Genomic DNA, 14,298 nt, shown 5'->3' with positions numbered 1-14,298 from the left:
TTTAGCCCCTTATATCAACCACGAATTATCATTGCCTCACTAGACGGCAGGTCATTTCTAAATAACGACATTCATTTAGCCAATAGATATCACCACTTTAGGAAGTAAAATACTCTCGTTGGGATTATAATTAAGAGAGATTAACGTTCGATATCATCACTTATAGACACGCTGCCTAAATTTGTTTTAAGTGATTCCTTCGTGTATTTATATTCAGCTTTAGTAAAATCATCCTTAAAAGAAACTTTGTTACATTTAATTTGCATAAGACCAAGCATTAAATTAAATACCAAATCATTCGTAATATAATATTCTTTATGTTTCATCAATATTTCATAGGTTTCTAAATACCTATGTTTATATTCATTCGATAAATAAACAAAAAACGGCACTCTAACTGTATCAAACCCATCAAAATAAGGTACCCTTTTAGTTCCAATGGGTGTGCCATGATCTGAAAAATAAACCATCGCTTGCAAATCCCAAGTACTCTTTCCATATTCAAATATTGATTTTAATACATAATCAGTATAGAGAATCGAATTATCATATGCATTTTTGCTTGAAAGTTCTTTTTTTTCAACCGGCCAAACTTCAAATTTCTTAGGATATCGTTCTGTAAAACCTACATGGCTACCTTTTAAATGTAAGACTATCAATTTATTCGAGTTGGTTTTAGGCACAGCTCGTAAATACTCCAATAAAACCTCATCATACGGGACCATGGTGTAATCCTCTAATGTCCACCTATGATGATCCGCCTTTTTCCCAATAATGGATACGACCGTATTCTCTACATTCGCAACCCCTTGATTACTATACCAATAAGTTTCAAACCCACAAGCCTTCGCTGCATCAATAATCGAAATTGCGTCGATAAACGATATATCATTATATTGATTAGCACTAGTCAGTGCCAATTCCATTACTTTCGCCGTTTGCACAAATGACGAATACATATTTTTATATGTGAGAATCCTACCCTCTCGACTCATTTCAGATAGCCAAGGCGTAGTTTCTCGATGGTACTCACACAAAGCTGATAAATGACCCGTATTAGCAGACTCTCCAATAACAAGTATAAATGTACTACCTTCTCCATTCTTAAAAGCAGTTGAAAAATGTGTATTATGTAGTGCCTTTTCATGTTTTACATTATATTGTTTTAATTCTTTTTGAAATCTATGAAAATCAAGTATTATCTTAATTAATCCCGTTCTTTTTATTAAGGAGTTTTTATCTTTGACTTTAACTACAAAATAAGTAATACCGCAAAAAAGAACAATCGAAATAATAAATTCAGATAATTTTAACGGATTCGCAATTACAGAGAAAACACTTAATAACGCAAGTCCAATAAAAAAAGAACTAATATATGCCCCAATAGAAACCTTTTCAAAAGCAGAAAAAGTTTTAAAAAATTCAATCATCTCAAACTTCTGCGTATAATAAACAGTCTGAACAGTAGCAACATCTACAATTTTTTTATATAGTGCATAATACGCAATCATTAATATACTTGGAAGCAAAAATACAATTAAAACTACTGTATAAATCAAATGGTAAACAATACTATTCCCTAATAAAGTACCCAATATCTCCTCTATGAGTATTAATTCAATAACGGAATATATTCCCCAAACGAAGTCGTAGGAATGTAAAAAATCAGCTTTACTATTATGATTTGTTAAATAATAGATTATAGGATAGGTATATGCAATAATAAGACCAACAATACCGGGAGTTACAAATACATTCAGACCAATCAAAAAAACTTGAATATTGACATAAATTAATCCTCCCAACAGAATTAACGGTATCAATAATTTTTTAGCAGAAACGCGATAGTCTGAAGCATCTAATTCATTGGATAGCTTTATAAGTGAATAATATAAAATAAAAAATATACTCACAATCCCTATAACATAATACATAGCTTCACCTTTATATACTATTAGCAAAATATTATATTACACAACAAATAATATACCTCATAATCATTCAATACTGTATGCTATTAACAAAAATACACCTTTCAAATGAAAATATCTGTTTTAATAGCAGAGCGTACATAGTGTCCCTAAATATCAACTTAATATATTCTCTATAATATGACACCACTACTGCAAATGGCTACTATTCTCTATATCCAGAATAGTCTCCATCATTCGTTGATGTCTAAAGACGTCGTTTGCTTTAACCAAACCTTCTTCATAGACACTCGGGTTGTCAATCATTTGATTGACAAATATTTCCAAGCCATTACGTATTGTGTCCACTGAAGAGATGTCTAAAATTTCACCTACATGATAATCACGAAGTACTTCAGGATTTATTTCAGGCGATACCAAAACGGGTTTGTAAAAACCGATAGCGGTATAAAGCATGGCACTCCAATGATACCGATAACGTTCCGCTCCATAGGGCATTAAGATGGCGTCCGATTCTAATAAGGCTTTATCCCAATCAGGCCCGATAAGATTAGCATGCAAGAAAGACAACCCCGGCACATCGGCATATTGCCTAGCAATTTCATCAAACAATTCACTATCCTCGGGCTTAGCCGTGGCTCCTTGTACAAGAAGCTCTACCGGCCCTTTGAAATGTGCTGTTTTAAATGCATCCAATAAGGGAATAATATTTTTTTCTTTACGAAACTGTCCGAAGAAGCCGAGACGTAAGGGGGTGTGTATGGAAAAGGTCGGCATTTCTCCCGTAGACGGGGTGTATACAGGCGGCAAAATAGGCCTTACACGAGACAAGTCCTTACGAAGCATATCGTCACGCAAAGTAATGACATCCAAATAGATATTTTTATATTTATTTACACGTTCTGCCTGTTTTAGGAATCGTACATTTTCTCCTTTACCGATACCGTGGAAAATAAAGTGTACAGGTATAGGACTATCTTTTAGCGGCGTATCAAGTAAAGCTTTTATATAGCGATATGTAGATGTAGGAACAATAAGAGCATCGCAATTAAACTCTTGTAGTTTCTTTGCGGCCGAGGTAAACCAAGCCCGACGCCGTCTTTCTCTCAATAACGCTAAAAAGGGGTTCTTCCACTTAGCCACTCCGGCATAAGTAACCACTTCTCCGCCTTCAAGATAAATGATTTCCGTCCCGTAATCCACCTTAAAGGGAAAGTCCTGCGGTACCATAAATACCGGCTCATGTCCTTGACGCTTGAGTTCATTAACGAGAATACGATCAAATTCCACCTCATGACCGGCAGGCATGATAATGCTTTCAAGTATAGCCACACGCATAGCCCAATTCCTTCTTTCTTTATATTCCTGAACTATAATTTACCATCAGATTTTAACAAATAATAAAGCTTAACATACTTAGTCATGGTGTAAAAATAATGATTAACAGACAAGATAAAACCTATCTTTCCGTCTAAAAATCCTCTATCAAGGATATATACTTTAAAGAATGCCCAGGCAGGCCGAATAAGGATATCTTTTACAAAGGAACAAGACTTTCCTTTGTCTTTATATTGCTTAGCTGCTAAAGTCGTATAATTATTAAATTTATTAAAATACTGTTGCCAATTATCATACGTATAATGATACATTTTTCCTTGCAGTTTGCCTTCCGGATAAGAGCTGGAAATCTTTTCGTGTACCACCCCTTCAACCATAACCCCGTCTTTAGGCATAAATCTTAATACGAAATCAGGGCGCAATACTCCATGAGTAGCTTTATTATGGTGGAACACATTGGAACGTTCTATCCAAAAAGCTTTTTTCTCATTTCTCTCCAAAACAGCAAGTATTTCTTGCCTTAATTCGGTGGAAATACGTTCATCTGCATCGAGAAACAGAATCCATTCAGAGGTAGACTTCGCAACGGCATACCTTCTTTGTTGAGACCAATCTCCGTCCATACGGTGTTGTGCTACTTTAGCTCCCATAGACATGGCTATTTCGGCTGTATCATCCGTACTATAGTCATCTATGACAAGTATTTCATCTGCAAACTGTACCGTTTCAATGCACGCTTTAATATTTTGTTGTTCATTTTTGACCAGAATAATGACTGACAGTGTTGCCATTGTTATCTCCCCTGTCCAACTTAGCATAATGATTCATAAGCCACACAGCCAATGAACGCCAGGCATTCGCTTCTTTTTGGTGGGAATCCACCGGTCGAATGTATTCAGCTGTTTCTGCCGTATATTCATTCAATTGTCCGTAATCTTCCCTAATATCTCCCACCATATTTTCCGTAATCCATTGATAGGGCGTTACCTGTACGTCAGGCTGTTGCTCAAATAAAGAGGGCAAAACAGAATAGTATCCAAATCCTTTAGGTGCAACCGCTTCAATAAGGGTGGGTATTAAACTTAAATGAGTTCCCGTCACAGCCGTAAACGATGATTGTAAAAGTTCCGGATGCTGCATATAAAATACCGTATTAAATCGCTCGCGAACCGTATAATCTCGTCTTAGAAATGATGTATTATGAAGTTCTCCAAAAAGGGATGAGTGGTCACCTGTAACAATGAATAGACTATCCGGAAATTTCTTCTTCATACGAGTCACAAAATCAAAAATAGCCTTATCACAATATTTATATGTTGCAAGCTCCTTATTCAGGTTTTTGCGATTAAGAATATCATTGCCGACTCCACGTAAATCACGTGTAGCATCAAAATCCAAATATTTATCCTCCAGCTTATAGGGGCCGTGATTTGTCGTCGTATATATAAAATGGAAAGTCGGTTCATGAATATCTAAAATAAGTTCCGCCGTTTTCTCAAGAAACACATGGTCATAAACACCGAGCCAAGTCCGAGGTGCGTCAGATCCGCAAAAGTCAACCGCATTCTCAATGCGATCAAAACCTTGCGCTTTGCCGTATTTTGTAAAATTACCGCTAGATGAATTACCTCCATACCAATATATGGTCTGGTAACCTAACTTCTTCATTTGAGCCGGTAACGCCGTAGGTAAGGTATGATTCCAAAATGTTTCCTTCTCATTCAATTCCATGCCGCTATCATAAACACCGCTCATAAGGCTGGAAATAGAAGGGCGGGATACATTTCCTGCAGGCAGAAAGTTAGGTACGCAAACGGTATGTGCATCTGACGCAAATGCACGTAGCCCCGGGCAAATATTCAATGACATATAGAGAGGGTCCATAGACCACTGCGGAATACTTTCGCCGACAATTAAGAAAATATGATGAGGCCCGGAAATACGAGAACCTTTGGCGGTCCGTTTAAATGCCTCCAGGGGATTATTCAGCTGTCTCCACGTACTATCAGGCATAATGCAGTCAATCTCTTGCATGAGCTCTTCATCAGACTTTATTTGTTCGGGCTGTAGAGGATTTTTTCGTACCAATTTAAGAGCTTCCAAATCATCAATCGTCGCCTTGGCAAAAAATATATCTTCTTTGACAATGGTCGGAACCGTATCCCACTCCGGTTTATTTCGATGATTTAAAGTACCCCCGAAATGGAACCAATAATATATCAGGACATATAGCAGCAGAAAACCGAAAGCGCTTATGCCTTCAACAATACTGCTTTCAAAATACGGATAAGGGATGTTCGGGATTTTAGATAATACCCAACTTCCCCCGTAGCTCATAATACCTACCGGAAGAATACCTAACAACACATACGCACCCTTATCTTGGTTAAAGAAAATATCGATAAGATTCTTCTTATCTGCATGATTTCCGTAATGGACCATGTAATTATAGGTATCGTTAAAATGCTTATAGAAAATAATCTTTCCCGCAAATGCCGCATATACGAGTATACTCACAATCGTATTTACAATAAGTGCCGCCGTATACGCATATCCGACAATAAATAGTCCGGGAATCGTCGCTACAAAAAACAATATCAATAATTGGTAGGCATTCACATCCATTCCCCACCAAAAACCGAAAGAAAAACACTTCCGAATAATAGCCCATTTATCGTCCAACTTTTGATACGGATGATACCCGACAATGAAAGCAGCCCTAAAAATTGCGCATAATATGGGTAACCAAAAAAACAACTTGATATTTTGTTGTAAAGATAAGAAAAACTGTTCTCCCATTTCTATTTCCTTATATGATAAACTCCACTATCGTCTTAACAATCTAATCGCCACTCTGTCCTAAATAATAATTAATTTCTATCTACTATTAAATTAATATCTACGTAGCACTAACTTGTACAAAACTCCCTCTATCAGTAAAAATCCTCTGTATCATATTTCGCTATAGCTTCTAATTGTTGCTTCTTCAAAAGGCCAGAACTTTATACTCATAATTTCATTATGCCATCGATATGTGGATTATTTCCTCCAATAAGTCTATCGTTAATGCCATTCTTTAACAAGTGATTTCAGCAAGTCTTCCCACTGATTCCAAATAACCTCAGGGGAAAATTGCTTCATTCGTTCACGACCGGCGCATCCCATCCTCGTTCTCAACTCTTGGCTCGACATTAATTTTTCAAGTGCCTGAGCAAGAGGCTCGGCTCCGTCATCACAAAGAAAACCGGTTTCCCCATTAATAATAAGTTCATTTACTCCGGTACAAGATTTATAGCCGACTGCCGGTAATCCTATGCTCATAGCCTCTCCTAACGATAACCCAAATCCCTCACCCGCACTCGGAAAAGCAAATATATCTGCTTGCAAAAGAACTGAAGGTACATCCGTAGTTGTACCTTTAAAATAAACCCGACTTGTTAAATCCATCTTGGACACAAGCATGTCCAATTCTTTTCTATAAAGTTTCCTATCTTCTTGCCCCCATAATTCAAGATCCCACTCCGGATACTTCGAAGCTAACGCTGCAAAAGCTTTTATCAATAAATGCGGCTGTTTTCCTCGATTTAACCGTGCTACAAACACTATTTTACGGCGAAATCTCGACTTGGTTAAATCCACCTGTTCCGTATATTGAGAAACTGCATTTCCGATAACGACAACTTTTACTTGAGGCAATCGTGCCTTAATATGAGCCTCGAACGACGGCAAGAGAACCTGGTTCACCGTACTTTTCGCGACAGCCTCAACTTCTTCAAACGGATATGAGTAAAAATAATCCTCAGGATCGCCATGGCTCATAGTAATAACAGGAATATCCGTTTTAAGGTCAATTAATAAAGCCTTAGACGCGGCCGGTTGGAATGATACGATAACTTCCGGCTCCGTACGTACTAACACAGATTTCAGGTTATCTAACAGATAATTTTTCGTGAATTCATCATTTACACCGCGAGCTTTACGTTTATTAAAGGTTCTTAGAATCTCACGTTTCATTTTATACCAAAGAGGTATGGAAATACTTTTCCCATCATAGTGGCAAAGATCATAAGCTCCAACATTTTCATTAAGTGAGTAATAGAAATCCCCTATTTGTATGTCTTGATACACAAAGTTTACTGTATGTCCCCGTCTTTGCATTTCATTGGCAAAGGCTATGGTTACCTTCGAGAGCCCGCCCGTATCATTTACCATTTTTGTTAAATTTGCCAATAAAATTTTCATATTACTCACCCTTATAGACACCCGATAGAAATAAATATAATCACTGGAAGGTATTTATATTCTCCTAATTCAAGCCCTGTAAATCACTATGCTTTTCAAACACGGTTTGGATTTGATAAATAAATTTACGACGCCTATCATCAGAACACCAATTCAGTGATTTCCAAGAGCCTATAGTTCTTGACTCCCTACTTTAAATACGATGCGCCTTCCAAATCAAGAAGGAAGCGCTTCTTGTCCTTGCCTCCCGCATAGCCGGTCAGGCTTCCGTCACTGCCGATAACGCGATGGCACGGGACGATAATTGATACGGGGTTGTGTCCTACAGCCCCGCCTACAGCCTGAGCCGACATATTCTGTCCCCGTTCTTTTGCCATTTCTTTGGCAATCATGCCGTATGTCGTTGTCGATCCGTAGGGTATGTTCTGTAAGATTTTCCATACATCTTTTCGAAACTCCGTTCCTTCCAACGACAAAGGTATATTCGGTTCCGGCTTCTTTCCTAAAAAGTATTCATCCAACCAAGCGGCAACTCTCTTAAAAAGTGCCGTATCCTTGCGTGTATAATCCGCCCCGAAATCGGGCATATACAGCTGGCCCTTAAAGTCCAAGTTCGTCAAGGAGCTTCCGGTTCCGGCCATAACCATGGTTCCGAGCGGTGATTCATACGTATATACGTATTTCATAAATATCATCCCTGTTATTTTAAGATTTCCGTATCTAAGTGATCATATCCTTTCAAAAGATCATACATACGGCATTTTATTTTCTCGCATCCGCCGGGCTCTTTACTTTCCATATTGAGAGGCATGTTAGGGTCATGTAAAGACATGCGCAACAAAGCCCACCCTTCGGGGAACATGAGTCGAACGCCTTCGTACGAAGGAGATGCAACTTGTATACGAGCTGCCAAGGCTCGTTTTTCCAGTGAATCGAGTACCGACTCACCGTAAGCGTTGGCATTATCCGTATTTTTGACGGCTAATCGGTATTCAACCGCTTCCGCCGGTTCATTCAGTTTATCAATAAGCGATTCAACGGTTCTACCTCTAACACGAGCTCTGGCAGCAGCTATGATCAGCTTCACGGCTAAATAGGCTCCGTCATCAAGGTAATAGTTCTCGCTAAGAGCTCCGTGTCCCGAGGTTTCAATAGCTAACGGAGAAACGACACCGCTTTTATTGAGGCGAATACATTCATTAATTACGTTCTTGTACCCGCGCATATATCGCAAATGAACGAGATGTAATTCCTCTTCCAAAAAGGCCGTCAGTTCATCAGACGTGACAGAGTCTGTCACAATCGTTCCACCTGCATAATCAGGTGCCAAAATAGCGGCCATAAGCGCAATCAGCGAGTTACGATTCACTTCTTTACCGCTGGCAAAGACGGCGCTCATGCGATCTACGTCCGTATCAAAGATAAGTCCCAAGTCGGCATGGCTTTCCAAAACCGCTTCGCGAATAGAAGCCATAGCCTCTTTATTTTCCGGGTTGGGCACATGATTGGGGAACATACCGTCAGGGGTCAAATAACGACTTCCTTTTATGTCCGCACCGAGAGGTGTCAAAACCTTATGGGCAAAAAAACCGCCCGCTCCGTTACCTGCATCGACGACAATATGCATCCCTTTTAAAGGTTTCTCAGCCTCTTTGGTACTTAATCCGTCGCAAATGAGCCGTCGTAAATGAGCCGTATACAGCTGCATGACCGGACAAGACTCGCCCTTCCACTCAGCCGGCTCGGTCTTTTCTTTTTCGGCAATTTCCAAGATACGGGCAATATCCGCCTTCTCCAAACCGCCGTCAGGCGTAAAAAACTTCAGTCCGTTGCGGTTATAAGGCAAGTGACTGGCCGTGACCATAACGGCACCGTCAGCTTTAATGTCCTCAAAGACCGTGGACATAAACATGGCCGGTGTCGATGCCAGGCCGCAATCAAGAGCCTCTATGCCGGCACCGGACAAGCCTCGACAAAAGGCCGTCTTTACGTCTTGTGCCGAAATACGGGAATCGGTGCCGACTGTAACTCGTAAGTCTCGGGGCGATTTTTTCGTTCGCTCTTGCAAAAAAGCGGCAAATGCACCGCCAATTTGAGCGACCCGTTCAGGCGTAAGATTCACTTTTTCTCCGACTACGCCGTCTACGGCAATCCCGCGAATATCGCTACCGTTTTGTAATGACTTGTACGCGCTTTTTTCGGCCATAACCGATTCCTCCTGTCAGCATAAAATTCCCTCGTATTTAATCAGGTTTTTCGCCTATCTTATTGCAATCCTACGGCCGCCTTTACAATAGCCTCTGCCGTTAACCCGTATTTTTCAAGCAAGTCATCGGGAGAACCCGATTCTCCGAACGAATCTTGCACGCCTACAAAAGCTTGCTTAGTCGGGCATTGGCGCGCCAACACTTCGGCTACGGCCGAACCGAGACCGCCGATAATACTATGTTCTTCAGCCGTTACGACTTTCCCCGTCTTTTTCGCCGAGGCGATCACCGTTTCTTCATCCAAAGGCTTAATGGTATGCACATTAATAACTTCCGCCTGTATCCCCTGCTTTGCCAACGTTTCGGCTGCGTCCAAGGCCTTAGCCGTCATAATGCCCGTTGCAAAGATGCTTACATCCGATCCTTGGCGTAATACTTCCGCCTTTCCCCATTCAAAGTGATACGAATCGTCATGTATATCTTTCGTTTCGGCACGACCGAGGCGAATGTAAACAGGTCCCTGATAGTCAATAGCCGCCAATACGGCCGCTTCCGCTTCCTTAGCATCAGCAGGATTAATAACCGTCATATTCGGTAAGGTGCGCATGAGCGAAATATCTTCAATAGCCTGATGACTGCCGCCGTCGGCACCGACTGTAAGGCCTGCGTGAGTTGCGCAAATTTTGACATTCAACTTCGGATAGCAAACAGAGTTGCGGACCTGTTCGAAAGCTCTGCCTGTTGCAAAGACGGCAAAGGTGCTGGCCAAGGGAATTTTTCCCGCAGCGGCGAAACCGGCGGCCGTACCGATCAGATCCTGTTCGGATATACCCATATTGAAATATCGTTCAGGTGCCACTTCTTTAAAAGCATTGGATTTGGTCGCATTGCCCAAATCGGCTTCCAGTACGACTACATTCGGATTTTTATATACTTCGGTCTTTAAAACATGACCGTATGCGGCTCTAGTAGCTGTTCCCATTATGCTTCGCCTCCCAATTCCTTAAGTGCAGCTGCGCATTCTTCTTCATTCGGTGCTTTGCCGTGCCAGCCGACAAGATTTTCCATAAAGGATACGCCTTTACCTTTTACGGTTTCCGCTACAATAACGGTCGGTTTTCCAACAGTCGTCTTGGCAATCGTCAAAGCACTGCGAATGGCATCCATATTGTGACCGTCGATTTCAATAACATTCCAACCGAAGGCTCTGAATTTTTCCGCAATAGGCATGACAGACATAACTTCACTGTTTGCTCCGTCTATTTGTAACTTGTTATGATCAATAAACAAGGTCAGGTTATCCAGTTTATAGTGACTTGCCGACATGGCAGCCTCCCAAATCTGACCTTCCTGAATTTCACCGTCACCGCAAACAGCATAAACACGCCATTCAGCTCCATCCGTTTTAGCAGCCAAGGCCATGCCGTTAGCTACAGACAAGCCCTGCCCCAAAGAGCCGGTAGACATATCGACCCCCGGCGTATGTTTCATATCCGGATGGCCTTGCAACATGGCACCGCATTTGCGAAGGCTGAATAATTCTTCTTCAGGAAAATACCCTTTTTCAGCCAAGACGGCATACAGCGCCGGTGCCGCGTGACCTTTAGACAACACAAAACGATCCCGGTCTGCACGATGCGGCTCGGACGGAGTCACATCCATCGTGTCAAAGTATAATACTGTTAAAATATCCGTTACGGAAAGAGAGCCGCCGGGATGTCCCGATCCGGCTTTCGTCAACATTTTTACAATATTGCGGCGTACGGCAGTAGCCCGCATTGCCAATTCTTCATTAGTCATATTTTTCTCTCCTTTATTCTTACCGTTCTTTTAGGAAAATATGTACGCTACTCAAGGATAATATAAAATTGCATATGAGTAAAGTATGATTTCATTTTACACATAGCACAATCAATAGATTTCAATGGAAGTGCCGATTTGTATGTCATAGGCAGTCAGTTTATCGTCACCTTCAAGCATAATACACCCCGGTCGCTCCGGAACTTCACCGCCTTTAAAGCACAGGGTACAATGGCTTAACTCCGCCAAGGTATGAGGTGCCTCAGTGCCTACGGCCGTAATCGTAAAGGCCTTATTGCCGATTAGCAGGGTATCCCCTTTTGCCGGCTCGCCCATACCGCCCTTCTTCTTTTGCAAAATCGATATATCCGCTAAATCGGGCGAAGCCGTATAATCAAAAAGAATAAGCGACCGAGAATCGGGATCTTTCAAAAACTCCAGAGCTTCCGACCCGATAGCCACTATTTCCGAATAATATTTCATATGCTAACTCCCTTAATCCTATAACTCTTCATTAAAATTCACTAACGCCCGTGCACAGGACGCGTCGGTAATCAACGTATTTATGTAACCGCCTCGCACGGCACCGACAACAGCTTTAACCTTATCTTCCCCGGCCACTACGGCAATACGCCGCGGCACCTTTCGCAAGTCGGCCAAGGTCATCCCGGCCACACGCTCATTATGAGAAACAAAGGCCCGGGGTGAGCCGTTAATGTCGAAGTATTGAAGTCCTATATCGCCGACGGCGCCCTGCTCGGAAAAATCTTTCAAAATTTTTTCATCTATGTACTTCATGCGCAATACGGTCGAATAATCGCCTTGCGGCACGCCGATACTGAAAAGAACAACATCCAGTCGTTCAAAAAGAGAAAAGACCTTGCGAACCGACGGCTCCTTCTTAAATCCCTGCAACACGCCGGCATCGGAAAAAAGTGCCGGTGCGTAAAAGGGCAAAAAATCGCTTCGAAATTTGCGGGCAAATTCTTCAGCCAATCGATTGGCATGAAGTTCCGCATAGGTTTCTCCTACACCGCCTAAAACGGGCACAAAACAACATTGCACGGCCTTATCTACGGTATAGTCCGCATGCACAATATTGTACAGCGTAAGGCCTAATGTAACTCCGACCATATCACCGTCTTTTAAGATACGATCCAGATATGCCAGTGTCGTCGTACCCAAGAGCGGGCGGATATGTTCCGACTCACTACGGGACGGTCTATCTTCTACAACAATAACCTCTCTAAAACCGAACTTTTCTTCCAAGCGCCGTTCCGTTTCACCGAATTCGGGAGCAAAGGGGTCGAGAACCTCTATTTTTACAATTCCTTTCTCACGACCCAATTTTAAAAGTCGTGAAACAGTAGGTCTTGAAACACCCAAAATCTCACAAATTTCTTCTTGTCCTAAATTATCTCGATAGTATAAGGAGCAGCATTTTACAAGAAGCCTCATATCATCGACAATCTTTCGCATGCCCTCACCTCTTTCGTCGTGTACACGGCTTCGAATATATAACTTTTTCATTTCTAATTATACCCCTGCACTTGCAATAAAGCTATGTTACACTTGGTTTTTATGCCGATTTTGCGTTATCTCCCCTCTTTTCAACGAATATTCCTTGTACATACATAAATAATGTGATATTATAACAATCCCTTCTATGCTATAATATTCGGTATAGAAGTCCCTTCACGGGGATGTAAAGGTTTCGACGTGCATAGTTGTATCATGAACAGCGAGTCGGGGTTTCATCTGCCCGCAAATCGGTGAACTTTTAAATTAAACGCAAAAGAAAACAATTTTGCTTTAGCTGCCTAAGCGCAGCTGACGTCTCTTACCGCTAATCCTGCGTGCGGTCTGTAGGCGACACTCAGCGGGATACTGCACAATCGGGCCCTACGGTTGTGTCGGGAACCTACAGGGCTTGGTCGATGGGGTTTGTCCTTGTACGAACATCGACTGAAATCCCTAACAAGGACTGCGCTCGGAGAGGTTCATGGGGCAGTGTGTACGGACAGGAGTTCGACTCTCCTCATCTCCACCATAAATGAAATAAGACGTGTGAAAGCATGCTTTCACACGTCTTATTTTTTATAGATCAAGCTCAAACATGGCCGTGTCCGTAATTGACCTGCTTTTTCGCCCTTTAAGCTCACAGTCAAGGTCATTTCCGCGTCTTCCCTGCACCGATTGAGCCCATGTACCTCCTCGTATTATTAAGTTGTAGCTTTTCTTTACCTGTTCTTGGTAATCAGCTACTATTGTTATCTGATGCTGTGGATTGGTTATCACCTCCTACCGCGCGACGGTTTTTGTTAGGCTCCAACCACAGCCTCTTTGTTACATTGTTGATCAGTTAGATACCGCATGACGGTTTATGTAGAACGAGGATACAATCAGCAAAGAGCCCTGTGGGTCGATAACAGCATCAAACACTTATTACAGGAGGATTTACTAAATGATTTACGTTGGAATTGATGTTGCTAAGGATAAGCATGACTGTTGTATCCTTGGACCAGATACCGAAGAACTGTTCCCAGTCTTTACGATACGGAACAATAGTGATGGCTATGGAGAATTATTCCACAAGATTGAGTCAGTCTCAAAGGACAAATCTCAGATAAAAATAGGACTCGAGGCTACCGGTCACTATTCCTACAACATTCTGGGATCACTTCTTGACCATGGCTACCACACCTTTGTCATCAATCCGTTACATACAAATCTTTACAGAAAAGGTCAAAGCCTTAGAAAGACGAAAACGGATAAAGTCG

12 protein-coding genes and 1 other RNA gene are annotated in these 14,298 nt (G+C 41.5%); 2 read left to right on the top strand and 11 right to left on the bottom strand.

Annotated features, from left to right (window positions below; genetic code table 11):
- Positions 1-140: 140 nt before the first annotated feature.
- From HMPREF9429_RS04615 to HMPREF9429_RS04565, 11 genes are all read right to left on the bottom strand, one after another.
- Positions 141-1,934: a phosphoethanolamine transferase gene (locus tag HMPREF9429_RS04615; RefSeq protein WP_006942033.1), complete on the bottom strand. Its 1,794-nt coding sequence runs from the start codon at positions 1,932-1,934 to the stop codon at positions 141-143.
- Positions 1,935-2,120: 186 nt separating this feature from the next.
- Positions 2,121-3,269 carry a glycosyltransferase family protein gene (locus HMPREF9429_RS04610; RefSeq protein ID WP_006942032.1) on the bottom strand — a complete coding sequence of 383 codons (1,149 nt, stop codon included), beginning with the start codon at positions 3,267-3,269 and terminating at the stop codon, positions 2,121-2,123.
- Positions 3,270-3,301: 32 nt separating this feature from the next.
- Positions 3,302-4,060, bottom strand: coding sequence for a glycosyltransferase family 2 protein (locus HMPREF9429_RS04605; protein WP_006942031.1), 759 nt, complete (start codon positions 4,058-4,060; stop codon positions 3,302-3,304).
- Positions 4,023-6,068 carry an LTA synthase family protein gene (locus tag HMPREF9429_RS04600; RefSeq protein ID WP_006942029.1) on the bottom strand — a complete coding sequence of 682 codons (2,046 nt, stop codon included), beginning with the start codon at positions 6,066-6,068 and terminating at the stop codon, positions 4,023-4,025. The genes HMPREF9429_RS04605 and HMPREF9429_RS04600 overlap by 38 nt, the downstream gene beginning before the upstream one ends.
- Positions 6,069-6,332: 264 nt before the next feature.
- Positions 6,333-7,511: a glycosyltransferase gene (locus HMPREF9429_RS04595; protein WP_006942024.1), complete on the bottom strand. Its 1,179-nt coding sequence runs from the start codon at positions 7,509-7,511 to the stop codon at positions 6,333-6,335.
- Between the two features lie 188 nt (positions 7,512-7,699).
- The gene (locus HMPREF9429_RS04590) at positions 7,700-8,197 is read right to left on the bottom strand and encodes a methylated-DNA--[protein]-cysteine S-methyltransferase (RefSeq protein ID WP_040773821.1); all 498 of its coding nucleotides are present in this window, start codon (positions 8,195-8,197) and stop codon (positions 7,700-7,702) included.
- A 14-nt stretch (positions 8,198-8,211) separates the two neighbouring features.
- A complete protein-coding gene (locus HMPREF9429_RS04585; protein ID WP_006942021.1) occupies positions 8,212-9,717 on the bottom strand; it encodes a phosphohexomutase domain-containing protein in 1,506 nt (501 codons plus the stop codon).
- Positions 9,718-9,776: 59 nt separating this feature from the next.
- Positions 9,777-10,700: a transketolase family protein gene (locus HMPREF9429_RS04580; protein ID WP_006942018.1), complete on the bottom strand. Its 924-nt coding sequence runs from the start codon at positions 10,698-10,700 to the stop codon at positions 9,777-9,779.
- Positions 10,700-11,518, bottom strand: coding sequence for a transketolase (locus tag HMPREF9429_RS04575; RefSeq protein WP_006942017.1), 819 nt, complete (start codon positions 11,516-11,518; stop codon positions 10,700-10,702). The genes HMPREF9429_RS04580 and HMPREF9429_RS04575 overlap by 1 nt, the downstream gene beginning before the upstream one ends.
- A 111-nt stretch (positions 11,519-11,629) precedes the next feature.
- Positions 11,630-12,001, bottom strand: coding sequence for a PTS glucitol/sorbitol transporter subunit IIA (locus HMPREF9429_RS04570; RefSeq protein WP_006942016.1), 372 nt, complete (start codon positions 11,999-12,001; stop codon positions 11,630-11,632).
- 18 nt (positions 12,002-12,019) lie between these two features.
- Positions 12,020-13,048 carry a sugar-binding transcriptional regulator gene (locus HMPREF9429_RS04565; RefSeq protein WP_006942011.1) on the bottom strand — a complete coding sequence of 343 codons (1,029 nt, stop codon included), beginning with the start codon at positions 13,046-13,048 and terminating at the stop codon, positions 12,020-12,022.
- Positions 13,049-13,217: 169 nt separating this feature from the next.
- On the opposite strand from HMPREF9429_RS04565, the gene ssrA reads away from it, so the two are divergent.
- Both ssrA and HMPREF9429_RS09330 read left to right on the top strand, forming a co-directional pair.
- Positions 13,218-13,568, top strand: a transfer-messenger RNA (tmRNA) gene (ssrA, locus tag HMPREF9429_RS09025).
- A gap of 414 nt (positions 13,569-13,982) precedes the next feature.
- Positions 13,983-14,298, top strand: a 316-nt coding sequence (locus tag HMPREF9429_RS09330) for an IS110 family transposase (RefSeq protein ID WP_006942007.1), incomplete at its 3' end; no start/stop codon positions are given.

Source organism: Megasphaera micronuciformis F0359 (genome assembly GCF_000165735.1).
GTDB lineage: Bacteria > Bacillota > Negativicutes > Veillonellales > Megasphaeraceae > Megasphaera > Megasphaera micronuciformis.
This window is presented reverse-complemented; position numbering and strand designations above follow the sequence as displayed.